The organism is Frankia sp. AgB32 (assembly GCF_023243045.1).
Taxonomy (GTDB): Bacteria; Actinomycetota; Actinomycetes; order Frankiales; family Frankiaceae; genus Frankia.
This window is the reverse complement of the sequence record NZ_JALKFX010000003.1, coordinates 1-17,903: the sequence shown is the minus strand read 5'-3', so window position 1 is coordinate 17,903 and position 17,903 is coordinate 1. Positions and strand designations below refer to the sequence as shown.

Here is a 17,903-nt window from a genome sequence, read left to right as displayed (position 1 = left end):
CTCGCGGCGGTGAAGACGGTGCGTGGCATCGTCGACTGGATCGTCGCCCGGCGGACCCCGGCGGAGACGGGCGGGCAACCGGCCGAGCCGGCCGGCCCCGTCGCCCGGGACCGGGCCGACGCCGGTGAGCCCGAGTTCGCCGCGGTCGCGGCCGCGGCGCCGGGCGCGACCGACCAGCCGGACGCGCCGATCCCGCTGCGGCGTTACGTCGTCGAGCCGCGGACCGTCGCGCTGCCGGCCGACGCGCCGCGGCCCGATCTCGCCGGGGCGAGGTTCCTGCTCGTCGAGGGTGGTCTCGGCGTGGGCCTGGCCCTCGCGACCCGGCTCGAGCAGGCCGGCGGCGAGACGCGGATCCTCGCCGCGGACGATCCCGGTCTCGTCGACCAGATCCGCGCCGGCGTCGGCGCGGACGGGCTCGTCTGGATCGCCTCCGCCGACCCGGGCGCCGGGGAGCGCTCGGTGCTGCCCGGCGCGTTCCCGGCGCTGCGGGCCGCGGCGCTCGGCGGCAGCCGGCGCGTCCTCGTCGTCACCGGCAACGGTGGCCGGTTCGGCCAGCCGTCGGGCCGGGAGGACGGTTCGGCCGAGCGGCGACGCGGCGACGCGGGAGCCTCCGCCGTGCGTCCGACGCCCGGGGCGGGCCTGGCCGGCCTGGTGCGCACGATCGCCCGGGAGGTGCCGGGACTCGCGCTGCGCGCCGTCGACGTCGAGCCGAAGGAGGAGCCGCGGGGCATCGCGGAGAATCTCCTCGCCGAGCTGCTGCTGCCCGGCGGGCCGGTGGTCGTCGGCTACCGGGAGGGCGCCCGCGCCCTGCCGTGGGTCGCTGGGGCGCCCCTCGTCGGCGCCGGGGAGCTGCCCGGCGGGCTGGACGCGTCCTCGGTCGTGCTGCTCACCGGCGGCGCCCGGGGTATCACCGCGGCGGTCGCGGTCGAGCTGGCGCGGCGCACCGGCTGCGCCATCGAACTGATCGGCCGCACCGAGCCGCCCGCCGCGCCGGAGGACCCGGCGACCGCCGGCGCCGCCGACGCGCCCGCACTGCGCCGCGCGCTGATCGAGGCGGGTGTCCGCCGCCCGGCGGAGATCGAGGCGCGGATCGGCCGGCTGCTCGCCGAACGTGAGGTGCGCACGACCCTGGCCACCCTCGGCGGTCTCGCCGCCTCGGTGCGCTACCACGCCGTCGACGTGCGGAACGCCGACGCCGTCGCCGCGGTCGTCGCGGACATCTACGCCCGCCGCGGCCGCCTCGACGGACTGGTGCACGGCGCCGGCATCCTCGCCGACCGGCTGCTGCGGGACAAGACGCCCGAGTCCTTCGATCAGGTCTTCCGGACGAAGGTCGACGGAGCGCGGGCGCTGTTCGGCGCGGTGCGCGACGACATCGGGTTCATCGCCCTGTTCGGCAGCGTCGCCGGGGTGTTCGGCAACCGTGGCCAGGTCGACTACGCGGCGGCGAACGACGCCCTCGACACCCTCGCGCACGCGGCGGCGGGCCGGTTCACCGGCCGGGTCGTCAGCGTGGACTGGGGCCCCTGGGGCTCCGCCGGGGGCGGGATGGTGTCCGCGGAGCTCGCCCGCGAGTACGCCCGGCGCGGCATCGGTCTGATCGATCCGGCCGAGGGCGTCGCCGCGCTGCTGCGTGAACTCGCCGGCCCGGCCGACGGCCCCGCACAGGTCGTGTACATGTGCGCCGACGCGGCGGCGTTCGATGGCTGACGGGCGACACCTGCCGGGTACGCCACCGATCGCCGTGGTCGGCATGTCGGCGCTGTTCCCCGGCGCCGGTGACCTCGACACGTTCTGGCGCAACATCGTCGGCGGCGTCGACGCGATCCGGGACGTGTCCCCGGGACGTTTCGACATCGACGAGTACTTCGCCGCCGCCGGCGCGGACGGGGCGGGGGATTCCTTCTACTGCCGTCGCGGGGGCTTCGTCGACGAACTCGCCGACTTCGACCCGACCGCGTTCGGGATCGTCCCCAACGCCCTGGACTGGGTGGAGCCGGACCAGCTGCTGGCACTGCGCCTGGCCGCCGAGGCCATCACCGACGCCGGCGGTGCCGACCGGCTCGGGGACGCCGAGCGTGTCGGCGTCGTCCTCGGCCGCGGCGGCTACGTCGGCTCCGGGGTCGCCCGGCTCGAACAGCGGGTTCGGACCTCCCGCCAGCTCGTCACGACCCTGCACGAGGTGCTGCCCGACCTGCCGGCCGACGCCGTCGAGCGGGTCCGGGCGGCCTTCGTCGACCAGCTCGGCCCCGTCCGGGCGGAGGCATCGATCGGGCTGGTGCCCAACCTCGCGGCGTCGCGCATCGCGAACCGCCTCGACCTGTCCGGCCCCGCCTACACGGTGGACGCGGCCTGTGCGTCGTCGCTGATCGCCGTCGAGCAGGCCATGCGCGACCTCGGTTCCGGCCGGACCGACGCGATGATCGTCGGCGGCGCGCACCTCGTCCACGAGGCGTCGTTCTGGAGCGTGTTCACGCTGCTGCGGGCGCTGTCGCCGAGCGAGGCGATCCGCCCGTTCGACCGGCGCGCCGACGGCATCCTCATCGGTGAGGGCGTCGGCATGCTCGTGCTGCGCCGCCTCGCCGACGCCCGCCGCGACGGCGACCGGATCTACGCGGTGCTGCGCGGAGCCGGCACGTCGAGCGATGGACGGTCCGCCTCGCTGATGGCCCCCGCCGCCGACGGACAGACGCTCGCCGTGCGCCGCGCCTGGGCGGACGCCGGCCTCGACCCGACGGCGCCGGGCGGGGGCGGCCTGGTCGAGGCGCACGGCACGGCCACCCCGACCGGCGACGCCGCCGAACTGACCACCCTCGGCCGGATCTTCGGGGCGTTGGCGCCCGGTTCCGGCGCGGCGGCCGACATCGGCATCGGATCGGTCAAATCCATGATCGGCCACGCGATGCCGGCGGCCGGCGCGGCCGGTCTGATCAAGACGGCGCTCGCGCTGCACCACCGGGTGCTGCCCCCGACGCTGCACTGCGACGAACCGCATCCCGCCTTCGCCGGCAGCCGCTTCGCCCCGGTTCGCGCCGCGACGGCGTGGGACACCCCGGCGGGCGGCGGCCCGCGCCGCGCCGGCGTGAACGCGTTCGGCTTCGGCGGGATCAACGCCCACCTGGTCGTCGAGGAGGCGCCGCCGAGCGCCGCCGTCACCGCGGCCCGCACGTTCCCCGCACCCACCGCGTCGGCGCGGGCCGACCAAGCCCGTCCGGCCGTCGCCGGCGCGGCGCCGCGAGTCGCCGACCCGGACGCCGAGGCCGTGCTCATGCTTGCCGGCAGCGGCCCGGCGGACCTGCTCGCCCAGCTCGACCGGCCCGACGCCGAGCTGCTCGACCGGGACGACGCGGCGGCGCCGCCGACCGGCGGCCCCTGGCGGCTCGCCCTGGTCGCGCCGAACCCGCGCCGGCTCGGCCTCGCCCGCACGGTCGTGGGACGCGGGGCGCCCTGGCGCGGGCGCAACGACCTCTGGTTCACCCCCGCGGGCCTGCTCGACTCCGCCGCCGGGCGCACCGCGTTCCTGTTCTGCGGGCTGGAGGACAAGTTCGCCCCGCGCGTCGACGACGTGAGCGCGCATTTCGGTCTCGGTGAGCTTGCCCTCCCGGGCACCTCGGAGCTGGGCCAGCACGGCGTGGCCAGCATCCAGGTCGGACGGGTGCTCGACATCGCCCTGCGCCGCCTCGGCATCGTCCCGGACGTCGTCGGCGGGCACAGCGTCGGCGAGTGGAACGCGATGATCTCCTGCGGGCTGGTCACCGACGCGGCCACGGACTCGTTCATCGCCGGGTTCGACTCGGCCGCGCTGGAGGTGCCCGGTGTCGTCTTCGGCGCCCTGGGCTGCGGCGCCGACCGGGCCGCCGAGGTCATCGCCGACCTGGACGAGATCGTCGTCTCGCACGACAACTGCCCGCACCAGTCGATCGTCTGCGGTCGCGAGGACCGCGTGCGCACCGTTCTCGACCGGTTGCGCCGGGAAGGCGTCCTCGGCCAGGTCCTGCCGTTCCGCTCCGGGTTCCACTCGCCGTTCCTCGCGCCCTACCTCGGCTCGCTGCGGGCCATCTTCCGCTCGATGCCGTTCCTCGAGGCGACGGTGCCGATCTGGTCGGCGACGACGGTGGCGCCCTACCCGCGCGAGCACCACGCCATCCGCGCGCTCGCCATGCGCCACCTGCTCGAACCGGTCCGGTTCCGGGAACTCCTCAGCCGGCTGCACGACACCGGCGTGCGGGTGTTCGTGCAGGTCGGCGTCGGCAGTGTCGCCGGGTTCGTGGACGACACACTGCGCGGGCGGGACTACGCGGCCCTGGTCACGAACACGCCGAAGCGCTCCGGGCTGGACCAGCTGCGCCGGGTTGCCGCCGCGATGTGGGTCGAGGGCGCCTCGCCGCGACTGGACCTGCTGCCCTGCCGCACCCGGCCGCAGCCGTCGGCCGTGCCGACTCCCACCGCCGCCGAGACCGTGCCGGTCGCCGCCGGTGGTGGACGGCGGGCCCAGTTGCCGCGCCGGCATGGCGTGCCCGTCCGGCTGGCGCTCGCAACCCCGCTGGTCCGGCTCGGCGCCGCCGCGGCGGACCTGCTCGGGCCACGGACCGACGGCGGACCGACAACCGCTGTCACCCCCCCGGCCCCGGCCGCCTCGACGCCCGGTGCGCCGCTGCCCGACGTGTCGGTGCCGCTGCCCTCGGTGCCGCTGCCCTCGGTGCTGCGGGGCTCGGTGGTGCGGGGCCCGTCGGCGGAGCTGGTGTCCCGAACGGCGGCAGCTTCGCCGCAGCGTCAGGCGGTGCTCGCCGAGCTGGCGGCGGCGCTGACCGATGCCGACTCGGTGATGGCGGCGGTCGTCGACCGCTGGGCGGCGGGTCCGCCGGCCCGGACCGGGCCGCAGGCCAGGGCAGGATGGCCGGTGCGACCAGGTCCGCGCGGGCGGCCGACGGGCCCGACCGGGATGCCCGCCGGTGCGGGCGCGGGGTCCGGGCACCCGGTGCGACCCCCTGCCGCCGTGCCCGCGCCGGCCGCGCCCCTGCCCGCGCCTGCCGCGCCTGCCGCGCCTGCCGCGCCCGCGGTGCCTGCGGTGTCGGTGCCTGCCGCGCGCACGGTGCGGCGTCGGGTGTCGCTGGACTCGATGCCGCACATCATCGATCACTGCTTCTACCGGCAGGCGCCGGGCTGGGGGGACCTGACCGACCGCTTCCCGGTCGTGCCGATGACCGAGGTGCTGGAGCTCATGGTCGTCGAGGCGGCGGCCGTGCTGCCCGGGCGGGTGCCGGTCGGCCTGCGTGACGTCCGGGCGCTGCGCTGGCTGGCGATCGAACCGGCGGTCGACCTCTCGATCACCCTCACCCCGACGGGGCCGGACGCGGTCCGGGTGGTCATGGCCGGTTACGCCCGCGGCACGGTGCTGTTCGCCGACAACTACCCGGCGCCCCCCGTCGACGACGCGGTGCCCGGCCCCCTGCCCGGCGAGGGACCGTCCCGACATCAGGGCCGCGACCTCTACGCCGCCCGGTTCCTCTTCCACGGCCCTGGCTACCAGGGTGTCGAGGACATTGTGGGGATCGGTGCGGCGGGCATCCGGGGCCGGCTGCGGGTGCCGTCGGCGTCGGGCGCGCTGCTCGACAACGCCGGCCAGCTGTTCGGTTACTGGGCGATGGAGCACCTCGCGGTCGACTCGCTGCTGCTGCCCTCGTCCATCACCGAGCTGCGCCTGTACGGCCCGGCCCCGGTCGAGGATGACCTGGTGGACTGCGTGGTGCGCATCCGCCGGATCACCGAGCGGACGGTGACAGCGGACCTGGAACTGCGGCGCGCGGACGGCCGGCTGTGGGCACGGGTGTCGGCCTGGACGGACCGCCGTTTCGCCAACGACGAGGTGCTGTGGGCGATGGTCCGGGCCCCGGAGCTGCACACCGTCGCCCGGCCGTCGGGTGAGGGCTGGCACGGCGCGCACGACCGGTGGACCGACGCCGCGTCCCGCGAACTGATCGTCCGCCACTATCTCGACGCGGCCGCCCGCGACCGGCTCGCCCAGCTCAACCCGCGGGCCGCCCGCGGTCGGCTGCTCGGCCGCATCGCCGTGCAGGACGCGGTCCGGCGCTGGTTGTGGGATCACGGCGCGGGACCGGTCTGGGGCCTTGAGGTCGGCATCGAGAACGACGATGTGGGCGCCCCCCGGGTACGTGGCCTGCCGGCCCGTGCGGGGATACCCGCCACGGACCCGCCGTGGGTGTCCCTTGCCCACAAGCCGGAGCTGGCGGTGGCCGTGGTGTCCGGTGACGGACCGGTCGGCATCGACGTCGAGCAGGTCGTGGCCAGGGCGCCGGGGGTGGAACGGGCGGCGCTCGCGCCGGCGGAACGCACCATGCTCGACCGGCTGGCCGGCGACGATCCGGGTCTGCGCGCGCTGTGGTTCACCCGGCTGTGGGCGGCGAAGGAGGCGGCGGCGAAGGCCGACCGCACCGGGCTGGCGGGACGCCCGCGCCAGTTCGTCGTCGACGGCCCCCATCCGCCCGGCCCGGGATGGTCCACGGCCGTCTGGGCCGGGGGTGTTCCGCCTGAGCTGGTTCGGGTCACCACCTACGGGGACGGCCCGGACGGACCGGTCCCGCGTCGCTCCCGCTGGGTGGCGTTGCGTACGGTGGATGGGACTGGCCGGATCCGGCCGGACGGGCAGGCCGTCCGTTTCGCGCCGGCGCAGCCCGACTTCCCGGCCCGGGCCGCCGCCAGGGCTGGGATCGCCGGCACCGGGCCCGTCGACGGCGGCCGATCCGTCCCCGCGGCCGAGCCCGTGCCGACGGCCGAGCCCGCGATCAGTTCCGGGTCCGTGGCCAGGACCAGGTCCGCGACCAGGACCGGGCCGGTTGTTGAGGCAGTACCAGAACCTGTCCCCGAAGGCGGCCCCACCAGTCGGGCCGGGGCCGTCGCCAGCTACGTCGTCGCCTGGACCTCACCCGAGGTCGAGGCCAACGGCCTACCGAGCGAGAGGAAGTGAAGGATCATGTCTGGAACTGGTGTGGCGCAGGCGGATCACCCGGCGATCGAGGCCCGGGTGCTCGGCGAGGTCGCCGAGGATCTGCGTGAGGTCATCGGCGAGGAGTACGCGCTCGACCTGGACATCACGGCGGATACCACGTTCAGCCAGGACCTCGAGCTGGAAAGCATCGAGTTCGTGGCGCTGGCGGACCGTCTGCGGGAGCGCTACGGCGAGGCGGTCGACTTCGTCGGCTTCCTCGCGAAGATGGACGTGGACCAGGTCATCAACATGCATGTCGGCGAGGTCGTCACGTTCATCGTCGACAGCCTGCCCGCTCCCGCGGCCGCCGGCTCGGCCTGACCGAACATCCGCCGACAGGGAAGGTGCCCGTGGCTGAGATCAACGCGAACGACATCCGGCTGCACGTTCAGCGGCTCGCGCCAAAGGGCGGTGCGGCCCCGGACGCGCCGGTCGTCGTCATGGTGCACGGCATGATCATGGACAACATGTCCAGCTTCTACTTCGCGCTGGGCACCTGGCTGGCCGACGCCGGCTGCGACGTGATCTGTTACGACCTGCGCGGGCACGGCCGCAGCGAGCGCACCCCGGACGGCTACTCGCTCGCCGACTCGCTCGCCGACCTGACGGGCCTGCTCGACGCGCTCGGCGTGGACCGCCCGGTCCATGTGATCGGCAACAGCTACGGTGCCACGATGGCACTGGCGTACGGGCTGGGCCACGGCGACCGGGTGGCGAGCCTGACGCTCATCGAACCGCCGTTCCTGATCGAGGGGCTCGGCGAGGAGATGGCCCGTTCGCTCAGCCAGATCCTCGTCGCGATGTCCGACGAGGAGGTCGCCGAGTGGGTCGAGAACGGCGCCGGCCGGGTCGCCGGCCGGGCGCTGCGCTCGGCCCGGCGGCTCATCGAGGAGACGACGATCGCCGACGACATGCTGGCGACCCCGCCGTTCTCCCGGGACGCGCTGGCGGCCCTGCCGGTGCCGGTGCTGGCCGTGTACGGGGAGAACTCCGACATCATCGACCAGGCGGAGGGCCTCGCCGCGCTCGTCCCGGACTGCACCCTCGTCGTCCTCGCCCACCACACCCACATGGTGCTGCGGGAGGCGACCGCCTACCTGCGTGTACTGCTGGGCTGGTGGCTGTTCGACCGGGACGCGCCGCGCCCGGACCACGTCCCGCCGACCGAGCGGCGGTTCGAGACGCCGGAGTGGGTCACGCAGATGGTGCCGCCGCCCGACCTCACCTCCGCCCGCCGGCCGGAGGTCGCCGAGAAGCTGTCCACCTGAGGAGGTGGCGTTGTCGAAGCGGCGTTCCTGAAGTGGCGGCATTCCCGCGGCGCCACGGTGCCTCGGCACCGTGCGTGCGGCGGCCCGGTACCTGAGGTGGCGGAATACATGAGGAGGCAGCGCACGTGAGCCGGGTGCTGTTCGTGGTGCCGCCGCTGACCGGCCATGTCAACCCGGCGGTCGGCGTCGCGGGCGAACTGGCCGCCCGCGGCCACCAGGTCGCCGTCGCCGGGCACGCCTCGGTGATCGGCCCGTTGGTCCCGCCGGGCCTGCGGCTGTTCGCGCTGCCGGAGAACGCCACCGAAGCCGAGCGCGTCGCCATCGTCGAACGGTCCAAGGGGCTGCGCGGGCCGGCGTCGCTGAAGTTCCTGTGGGAGGAGTTCCTGCTCCCGCTGGGCACCGCGTCGCTGCCGGCGATCGACGGCGTCGTCGACGAGTTCCGCCCCGATGTGCTCGTCGCGGACCAGCAGGCGATCGGGGCGGCGGTCGTGGCGCGGCGCCGGGGGCTGCGCTGGGTGACCCTGGCGACCACGTCCGCCGAGCTCGACGACCCCTACGGCGTGCTCGCCGGGCTCGGTCAGTGGGTCGCCGACCTGCTGCGCGGCTTCCAGGTCGCGCACGGCGTGCCGGCAGCCGCGGCGGCCCATGGCGACCTGCGTTTCTCCGACGACCTGGTGATCGTGTTCTCGGTCCGGGAGCTGCTCGGGGACGCGTCGACGGCCTCGCCGTCCACCGTCTTCGTCGGCAGCGCCGTCGGCGGGCAGCGCGCGGCGAGCGCGCCGTTCCCCTGGGAGTGGTTCGACGCGGACCGCCGAGCGGTCCTCGTCTCGCTCGGCACGGTGACCAGGGAGGCCGGTGGCCGGTTCCTGCGCGCCGCCGCCGAGGGCCTGCTCTCGCTGCGCGATCAGGTGCAGGCCGTGGTGGTCGCGCCCCCCGGTCTCGTCGACGACCTCGACGCACCGGACGACCTGCTCGTCGCGCCGTTCGTGCCGCAGGTCGAGCTGATGCCGAGACTGTCCGCGGTGGTGTGCCACGGCGGGAACAACACCGTCTGCGAGTCCCTCGCCCACGGCCTGCCGCTGGTCGTCGCCCCCGTGCGGGACGACCAGCCGATCATCGGCGAACAGGTGGTCCGCAGCGGCGCGGGACTGCGGATCAAGTTCGGCCGGACCGGCCCGGCGGGGGTGGCGGCCGCGGTGTCGACGGTGCTGGACGATCCTGGCTACCGTGAGGCCGCCGGTAGGCTGCAGGACGCCTTTGCCCGAGCCGGCGGAGTAGCGGCGGCGGCGGAGCATGTCGAGAAGTTGATCGTGTGAGGTGACGGCGTGCTCACCTGGCTGCCCATCCTGGTGTGCGTCGGGCTGATCCTGAACGGGGTGCGGTTGCGCGGCCGGCTGCGCCGGCTGGAGACCGTGCCCGTCTCCGGCCGCCCGGTGGACCCGGACCACGAGTTCCTGCTCGCCGCCGGCGTGCGGATCAGCGACGGCGCCCGGCGCGCGGCGAGCTATCATGCCAGCCGCGATCGGCTCGCCGTCCTCGATCTCGTCCCGGCGGACCTCACCGTCGAGCGTGCTCTCGACCTGGCCCGCATGGTCGACACCCGCAGCTACCGCACCTCGCGCACCGCGTCCGGCCGGGGCGCCTTCCAGGCGCTGCTGGTCCGCTCGGAGATCCTCGACCGGGCCGGGATCGAGCGCCGCGACGACTACGACCCGGTGGAACTCGTCGACGTCACCGAGCGGCTCAAGCTGTACGCGGCCGACGCCACGGACCTCGCCGTGCTGCCCGGCCTGCGGGCCGCCCGCGACGACGCGGCGATGCGGGTGCGGGTGCAGCAGCGCGCCTACCGGTTCACCCGGCACTACCAGCTCTTCCCGTTCGTGCCCCAGCTGTGCACTGCGATCGGCACGCAGGTCAATCGGCCGTGGGGAATCGCGGCGACCGCGCTGTTCTGGTTCCAGCCGTTCTTCGTCTGCGCCGGGCGGGTGCCGCTCTCGCCGCGCGACCTGATCAGGTCCCCGATCGTGCGCATCCTCAGCGGCGTGCTGTTCGTCATCGACTCGGTGCGCGCGAACCGCCGCCAGTCCGCCCGGGCCGCCGAGGCGAAGGCCGCGGGCCTGCCGGCCGACCCGGTCAAGCACGCGGCCAGGCAGCGCAAGGCGGCGAGCCGGGAGTCCTACGGCCGGGCCGTGCGCGCCGGCCTCGACCGGTTCTTCGGCCGGGAGCGTGACGACTGCCCCTGGTGCGGCTCCCTCGAACTGGTCACCCGGCTGGACTCGCCCGACATGCTGATGCGCAAGCCCGGCCAGTTCCGGCTGGAACGCTGCCGGCACTGCGACCACGTGTTCCTCAACCCGCCGCTGAGCCGCGCCGGCCACGAGTTCTACGAACGTGACCGCTACGACGGGCTGCGGGCCGAGACCGCCGAGCAGGCACTGGCGGTGATCGCGCGGGGCCGCCGGGCGCAGGCCGCCGCGATCCGCCCGTACGTGGTGCCGCGGACCTGGCTGGACGTCGGCTGCCGCTACGGGCACTTCCCGAACGCTGCCCGCGAGGTCTGGCCGGCGACGGTCTTCGACGGCGTCGACACGCCCGCGAACCTGGACGAGGGCCTGCACCGTGGCTGGCTGGACCACGGCTACGACGGCCGCCTGCCCGCCGTGGTCGAGGCGGTGGCCGGTCAGTACGACGTGATCAGCATGTTCGGCTACCTCGAACGCAGCCAGGACCCGTCGGCGGAGCTTGACGCGCTCGCGAAGGCGCTTCCGCCCGGTGGCCACCTGCTCTGCGAGTTACCCAACAGCGAGTGCCGCCAGGCCCGCTGGCTCGGCCGGTTCTGGTCGGGCTGGGCCGTGCCCGAGCGGGTCAACTTCATTCCCGTCGACAACCTGCTGGCCGCGCTCGCCGACCGCGGGCTGCGGCCCGTCCTGGTCCGCTTCGCCGCCCCGCGCGGCCCCGGCGACCTGACCGGCGCGGTCCTGCTCGTCGCCGCCACGATCGCGCCCCGCCCGATGCCCTGGCTACGGCAGGCCGCCGTCCCCGTCCGCATGATCCTCTGGGTACTGGTCCGCGGGATGATCACCCCGCTGCTGGCCCTGGCCCGCGTCCTCGACTGGCTGACCAGCCGCTACGCGCACAGCCAGAAGTCCGGCAGCACCTGCCTCATCATCGCCCGCAAGGAGGTCTGACCACCGCGGCCCTCCCGTCCTACGGCATGACCAGGAGTAACCTGGTCGAAACGCCGGGCTCGGCCGGGCTGCGGTGAGAAGCGCGCTGGGAGGGAACAGGCGTGGCCGGCGGACTGCCTCTGAACACATCCGGGTCCGTCTCCTACAGCATCCCGAGTATTGTCGAGTTGGCCAGGACAGGCGGGATCAGAATTCCGACCTTCCAACGGTCCTTCGTGTGGGACGCAAAGGATGTCCGGGATCTTTTCGACAGCCTCTACCGGGGATTTCCGCTCGGCACTCTCCTTTTCTGGCAGCGTCGAGGTCCAGTCGGCGAGGTACAGCTGGGCCCGGTCACCCTCAGTGTTCCTGAAGTGGACCAGGCCCTTTGGGTAGTTGACGGGCAGCAGCGCATCGTGTCGCTTTCCCTGGCGCTCTGGCTCGGCCGGAAGGTCGGCGACGACAGATTTGATGTCTATTTTGACCTGGAATCCGAGAAGTTTGTAAATCCCAGGGGCGGCGTTACGCCGCCGCGCGCTGTTCCACTCAGTGAGGCATTGGACGGCGCCAGTCTGATCAGGTGGCTGAGGAACCACCCGGACGATCTCGAGGACAAGAATTTTGCGGCCGCCGAGCGGCTCGGTGGAACTCTTCGCGACTTTCGTATTCCCGCCTATGTGGTCGCCAGTGACGACCAGGAGCTGCTTCGTTCCGTTTTTGATCGGGTAAACTCCGCGGGTAAGCCGATCAGCCGCGCTCAGGTGTTCCATGCGCTTTTCGCCAGCGAGACCGAGCCGGGTAGTCCGGCGAGCGTGGTCCAAGGGCTCAGCGGCCTCGGGTTCGGGCAGGTCGACGAAAATCGCGTCGTCCAAAGTCTTCTCGCGATCCGTGGCGGCGACATCCAACGCGATTTTCGTGATGAGTTCGCCGCGGACGAGGATCCCGCTGACTGGTATGATCACGCCGAACAGTCGCTGGCGAAAAGCATAGAATTTCTCAAGGCTGTCGGTGTGCCGCATCTCATGCTTATTCCGAACACGCTTCCACTACCTGTTCTCGCTGCTTTCTTCTTCCGGCACGAGTCGCCCGATTCCTGGAATCGTCGACTCTTGGCCAGATGGCTCTGGCGGGGTTGGGTGCATGGATTCGGCCACGAGGGCGGACAGACTCCCGTCCTGCGGCGGGCGGTTAACTCCATCAACCCGCGGGTCGATCAGGACGGGGAATTTCCCAGCCAATACGACGCGGTGAAGAAACTGTTGGACTACGTGCCGGACCGGGAACTGCCTCGGCTGAGTCTGGAAAGTTTCAACACGAGGAAGGCGCAGAGCAGGCTCATCCTGCTGGCCTTGTACTCTCTTCGGCCGCTGGACGCGGAGGGTGCTCCCGTGAATGTAGCAGAACAGCTGGAGCTGCTCGGCGTAAATGCGATCACGGACATCGTTCCGGGTCGGCGGCGGGGCCTGGCTGCCGTCCGGGCCTTCTGGCCGGTCGGATCTCCCGCTATCCGGCAGATCCGGGACCCGCGGGTACTCGCGAGTCATGCCATCGGAGAAGAGGCGGCGCATCACCTGCACGCCGGCGAGACCGACGAGTTTCTGGCTGCCCGTGCGCGTGATCTCGACAAGCTGGTAGGTGAGTTTCTGGACAGCCGGATCGAGTTCAGGGCAATTATTCGGCCGCCCCTTGACGATCTACTGCGTGTTGGGCTGGGGGGTGAGCCCTAGTGGCGAACACCGCCACGCTCGCCGTCCAGTTGCAACGGCCGACCGGAGAGTGGGTGGACGTCGGAGAACTACATAGTCGCGAGCAGAAGAACTGGTTTGAGATGCGAGACTCCTACTGGAATACCGCGCATCGGCCGGTGCTGGGTCAGATCTTCGAGGAAAAAGGTTCGACCTGGGAACCCAACGCCCATGTGGCGCTGCCGCGATGGTTCTCGCACCTGCTTCCCGAAGGGATGCTGCGGGCGGCCGTATCGGACGCCGCGCACATCAGTAGCAAGCGCGAGTTCGAACTGCTCGCCAGACTTGGGGAGGCCGACCTTCCTGGCGCGGTTCGTGCCAGGAAGGTCTCATCGTCAGGTTTGACGGACGTCCCGGCCTCCGCTGCGGACGCGGTGTCGGATTCGTTGACGAATGACGACCCGCTGCTCAAGTTCAGTCTTGCCGGGGTACAGCTCAAGTTCTCTGTATATGGACAGGACCGAGGTCTGACGGTGCCTGCGCGAGGGCAGGCCGGCAATTTTGTCCTGAAGTTTCCGGACGGCCGGGCGGGGTTCTCGGGTGTCCCGGAAGCCGAATTGGGAAGTCTTGAGTTGGCTCGAGCAGCCGGCATCGAGACTCCGGAGGCCTTCCTCGTTACTCCTGGTGACGTGCCCGGCCTCGAAGAGTGGGCTGCGCGGGCGCGCGGCTCGGCGCTTGCCGTGCGCCGGTTCGACCGGAGAGCAGACGGCGTCCGGATGCATATGGAAGAACTGGCGCAGATAGTCAACATTCCCACCGCGCAGGACAGGGCGAAGTACATGCGGGCGAACTTCGAAACGATCGCTGTGCTGATCGATGCGCTGTGCGGAGCGGAGGAAGTCGGCCAGACCATAGACCGGCTGGTGCTGAACGTGCTGGTCGGAAACGGTGACGCCCATCTCAAGAACTGGGCGGTCACCTATCCGGATGGTCGGCGGCCGGCGCTGAGCCCGGTGTATGACGTCGTGCCAACCGTTCTGTACATGCCAGCAGACGATCTAGGTCTCAACCTGAATGGCTCCAAGGCGTTCGAGGCGGTGACGTCGACGAGCTTTGATGCTATCGGACGGCGCACGAACTATGGCGTTTCCGCGGCCAGAGCGAGGGCACATGACGCCACCCAGCGGATGCTGGCCAACTGGTCGGTTCTCGGGGACTTCCTGTCGGCGGATGCGTTGGTGACACTGACCCGCCGGCTCGGCACGCTGGGACTCGTCACCGAGCAGCGGTGATCGGTCGTGCCGAAGGGTCAGACCGGCCAGGTCTCGGCGCGCCAGGCGGCGTCCCAGAACATCCACTCGTACCGGGTGGTCGCGGTGAAATGCCCGGCGGCGCGGGACCGCTCGGTCGGTGACGCCTGCGCGCCTACCCGGTCGGTGAGCGCGATGACCCGCTGCGCCACGGTCTGGAACGCCGGATCGCCATAGGCCGCGATCCACCGCGCGTACAGCGGGTCGGGGGAGGACGCGGCGAGCAGCTCCGCGCCGACCCGGGCGTAGACCCAGTAGCAGGGCAGCACCGCGGCGAGCCCCTCCAGGAACGACCCGCCGTAGACCGTCGCCAGCAGATAGCTGGTGTACGCCAGCGTCGTCGGCGCGGCCGGTATCGACGCCCCGCTGCCGCTGCCGCTGCCGCTGCCGCTGCCGCTGCCGCTGCCGCTGCCGCTGCCGGCGAGGGCGCTGAGAAAGTCGGCGTGCACGGCCTGTTCGGCGGCGACGGCCTCTGCGGCGTCGGTTGCCAGGGCCCGGACGTCCGCCTCGGTCGGCGCCTTCGCCGCGCACACCGCCAGTGCCCGGGCATAGTCCCGCAGGTAGAGCGAGTCCTGGACGACGAACTGGGCGAACGCGGCCCGCGGCAGGGTGCCGTCGGTCAGCCCGGTGAGGAAGGGATGACGCAGGATCGCCTGGTAGATCGGCTCGGTGGAAGCCCCCAGGTGGGCGGTGAACGGAGCCGTAGCGGCTTCGGGCGTCACGGCTTCGGGAGGTAGGCGTCGGTGACCACGTCCGCGGTCGGGACCGTGGTTTTGATCAGGCCCTCGGCGCGCATCCAGCCGATGAACGAGGCCCAGTCCGTGACGTCCATCCGACCGAAGCCGGCCGGGTTGCGCAGCAGCGGGGCGGTCGCCGCGACCATCTTCGGCAGCAGTTTCGGGTCGTAGCCATCGGCGACACCGGCCAGCGCGTCGGTGGCCTTCACCGGGTCGGCCAGGGCCCGCGCGGTGCCCGCCGCCGTCCCCCGCAGGAAGTCGCGCACCAGCGTGGCGTAGGCGGGGTCGGTGGCGAGCCGGCTGCGCCGGGCGACGATCACCAGCTCGTCGTACTGCGGCACGCCGGCGTCGGTCACCGGGATGACCTTCGGCGCGAGGCCGCGGTCGGCCAGGGTGACGCCCTCGACGTTGCGGTAGGCACCGAGGGTCGCGTCCACCTTCTTGGAGATCATGGCGGGTAGCAGGTCGGAGCTGACGTCGACGCGGTGGATCGACGCGGGGTCGAAGTGGTTGGCCTTGGCGATGGCGTCGAGGAATGCCTCGTCGGTGCGCAGTCCCGCGGTGCCCACCGTCCTGCCGGCCAGGTCGGCGGGCTTCGTGATGCCGGCCGAGCCCACGGCCATGATCGAGTTCAGCGCGGTGGGGACGAGCGCGCCGACCGCGATCACGTCGAGCTTCTCCGTACCGGCGATGACGACCTCCGGCTCGTAGGAGATGCCCAGGTCGACGGTGCCGGTGCTGACCAGCTTCAGCGGGTCGGACGGGTCGGACGGCGAGCGCAGCGTCACGTTCAGGCCCGCGTCGGTGTAGTCGCCGCCGGCCAGCGCCGAGTACAGCCCCAGGTGGTCCGGATTCGGCTCCCAGTCGAGCAGCACGGTGGCCGACCGCCGCCCGGCGCCGGAGGACCCGTCCGAACCGCACGCCGTGGTGGCGGCGAGCGTGACGGCGGTGATCGCGGCCGCGATCAGGGTCAGCCGGCGGTTGCGCGGCGACATCATGTGGATGTCCCTTCTCGGATGGGGGCATGGTGCCAGGGGACAAGCAGCCGCTCAGCGACGCTCACGAGCCCGAACAGGGCCACGGACATCGCGGTGAGCAGCACGATCGCGGCGAACACCAGCGCCGACTGCAGTTGCGGCACGGCCTGGCGCATGACGTGCCCGAGTCCGTCGGCGGCGCCCGAGTACTCGCCGAACACCGCGCCGGTCGCCGCGTAGGCGGCGGCTAGCCGCAGGCCGGTGAACACCGACGGCAGCGCGGCCGGGAACTCCACCCGGGTGAAGATCGCCGTGCGGCCGCCGTGCAGGGTGCGCATCAGCGCGACGAGGCGTGGGTCGACGGAGGCCAGGCCGTCGAGCGTGCCGACCACGATCGGGAAGAAGCAGATCAGCGCGACCAGGATGAGCTTCGGGGTGATGCTGTAGCCGAAGAGGATCGCCAGCATCGGCGCGATCACGACGACCGGGATGGTCTGGGAGCCGATCAGCAGCGGGTACAGCGCGCGGCGCGCCGTGGCGGAGAAGTGCAGGGCACAGCCGAGGACGAGGCCGGCCGCGACCGAGATGGCGAAGCCAAGGATGATCTCGGTGAACGTCACCCAGGTGGCGCTGCGAAGGGTGCTGTCCCACCGGTCCACCAGCGCGGTGGCCACCTGGTCCGGCGCCGGCAGGATGTACTCCTCGACCCGCAGCACCCGGGTGACGACCTCCCAGCAGCCGATCAGCGCCACACCGAGCAGCACACTCGGCCACAGCGCCCGGACCCGACCCGCGCGGCGGCGCCCTGCGCCGCCGGCCGCCGGCCCGCGGTCGGCGGGTGTCGCCGCGGGCCCGACAGCGCGGGCGGGAACGGGCGTCTCGGCGGGCCGGGTCACGGTCATCGGACGGCCTCCGGCTGGCGGGCGTCTTCCAGATGGCCGAGGACGGCGTCGCGCAGCGCCACGAACGTGGGGTCGGCGAGGCGGGCACGCCGGGCGGTGGCACCGCTGCCGGCGTACGGCGGCACGTCGACCGACGCGACGATCCGGCCGGGCCTGGCCGACATCACCGCGACCCGGTCGCACAGCAGCAACGCCTCCTCGACGTCGTGGGTGACGAGCAGCACGGTGCGCGGCTCGTCGGCGAGCATCGCCCGCAGCCAGTCCTGCAGGTCCGCGCGCGTGATCGAGTCGAGGGCACCGAACGGCTCGTCGAGCAGCAGCACCGGCTTGCCTGCGACGATCGTGCGCAGAAACGCCACCCGCTGGCGCATCCCTCCGGACAGCTGCGCGGGCCGGTGCTCGGCGAACTCGGCGAGCCCGAACCGGTCGAGCAGCGGGGCCACCCGCCGCGACGCCTCGGCGCGGGACAGCCCCTGGTTCTCCAGCGGGACGCGGGCGTTGGCCAGCACCCCTCGCCAGGGCAGCAACAGGTCGCGCTGCGGCATCCAGGCGCAGCGGTCCAGTCGGTCGAGCGCGGACGCGGCGCCGAGCACCGCGATGCGGCCGGTGTCCGGCTCGTCCAACCCGCAGACCATCGACAGCAGCGTCGACTTGCCACAGCCGCTCGGCCCGACGATTCCCATCCGCGCGCCGGCCGGGATGCTCAGATCGGTCCCGGCCAGCGCGGAGGTGTCGCCGAAGCGGCGGCTGACCCCGGTGATCTCGATCCCGGCGGTGGGGGGGGGGGGGGGGGGGGGGGGGGCCGGCGCCGCCCCGCCCCCGCCCCCCGGCCGCCGGCCCGCGCCCCGGGC

Annotated in this window: 12 protein-coding genes; 8 read left to right on the top strand and 4 right to left on the bottom strand. The window is 72.9% G+C overall.

The genetic code is table 11. The features are described from left to right. The 8 genes from MXD60_RS01615 to MXD60_RS01580 form a co-directional block, all read left to right on the top strand. Window positions 1-1,710 (top strand): SDR family NAD(P)-dependent oxidoreductase (locus tag MXD60_RS01615; RefSeq protein WP_248816973.1); only part of this gene is annotated, 1,710 nt, incomplete at its 5' end. Continuing rightward, window positions 1,703-6,985, top strand: a complete 5,283-nt coding sequence (locus MXD60_RS01610) for a type I polyketide synthase (protein ID WP_248816972.1) — start codon at window positions 1,703-1,705, stop codon at window positions 6,983-6,985. The genes MXD60_RS01615 and MXD60_RS01610, both read left to right, overlap by 8 nt. 6 nt (window positions 6,986-6,991) lie before the next feature. Beyond that, entirely contained in the window at window positions 6,992-7,327 is a 336-nt protein-coding gene (locus MXD60_RS01605; RefSeq protein WP_248816971.1) for an acyl carrier protein, read from the top strand. A 29-nt stretch (window positions 7,328-7,356) separates the two neighbouring features. Then, entirely contained in the window at window positions 7,357-8,274 is a 918-nt protein-coding gene (locus MXD60_RS01600; protein WP_248816970.1) for an alpha/beta fold hydrolase, read from the top strand. A 125-nt stretch (window positions 8,275-8,399) separates the two neighbouring features. Then, the gene (locus MXD60_RS01595) at window positions 8,400-9,590 is read left to right on the top strand and encodes a nucleotide disphospho-sugar-binding domain-containing protein (protein WP_248816969.1); all 1,191 of its coding nucleotides are present in this window, start codon (window positions 8,400-8,402) and stop codon (window positions 9,588-9,590) included. Between the two features lie 9 nt (window positions 9,591-9,599). Further along, a complete protein-coding gene (locus tag MXD60_RS01590; protein WP_248816968.1) occupies window positions 9,600-11,462 on the top strand; it encodes a class I SAM-dependent methyltransferase in 1,863 nt (620 codons plus the stop codon). 101 nt (window positions 11,463-11,563) lie between these two features. Beyond that, complete coding sequence (locus tag MXD60_RS01585) at window positions 11,564-13,168, top strand: DUF262 domain-containing protein (protein WP_248816967.1); 1,605 nt, start codon at window positions 11,564-11,566, stop codon at window positions 13,166-13,168. Then, window positions 13,168-14,418, top strand: a complete 1,251-nt coding sequence (locus tag MXD60_RS01580; RefSeq protein WP_248816965.1) for a type II toxin-antitoxin system HipA family toxin — start codon at window positions 13,168-13,170, stop codon at window positions 14,416-14,418. The genes MXD60_RS01585 and MXD60_RS01580 overlap by 1 nt, the downstream gene beginning before the upstream one ends. A gap of 17 nt (window positions 14,419-14,435) precedes the next feature. Here the strand turns inward: MXD60_RS01580 and MXD60_RS01575 are convergent, their stop codons facing one another. The 4 genes from MXD60_RS01575 to MXD60_RS01560 are packed head-to-tail and all read right to left on the bottom strand — an operon-like array spanning window position 14,436 to window position 17,813. Next, window positions 14,436-15,158 carry a TenA family protein gene (locus MXD60_RS01575; RefSeq protein WP_248816963.1) on the bottom strand — a complete coding sequence of 241 codons (723 nt, stop codon included), beginning with the start codon at window positions 15,156-15,158 and terminating at the stop codon, window positions 14,436-14,438. Then, window positions 15,155-16,171, bottom strand: coding sequence for an ABC transporter substrate-binding protein (locus MXD60_RS01570; RefSeq protein ID WP_248816961.1), 1,017 nt, complete (start codon window positions 16,169-16,171; stop codon window positions 15,155-15,157). Before MXD60_RS01570 ends, MXD60_RS01575 begins: the two co-directional genes overlap by 4 nt. Beyond that, on the bottom strand, window positions 16,168-17,052 hold the full coding sequence (locus tag MXD60_RS01565) for an ABC transporter permease (RefSeq protein WP_248816960.1): 885 nt from the start codon (window positions 17,050-17,052) through the stop codon (window positions 16,168-16,170). The genes MXD60_RS01570 and MXD60_RS01565 overlap by 4 nt, the downstream gene beginning before the upstream one ends. Further along, complete coding sequence (locus tag MXD60_RS01560; RefSeq protein WP_248817115.1) at window positions 17,049-17,813, bottom strand: ABC transporter ATP-binding protein; 765 nt, start codon at window positions 17,811-17,813, stop codon at window positions 17,049-17,051. The genes MXD60_RS01565 and MXD60_RS01560 overlap by 4 nt, the downstream gene beginning before the upstream one ends. Window positions 17,814-17,903: the final 90 nt, after the last annotated feature.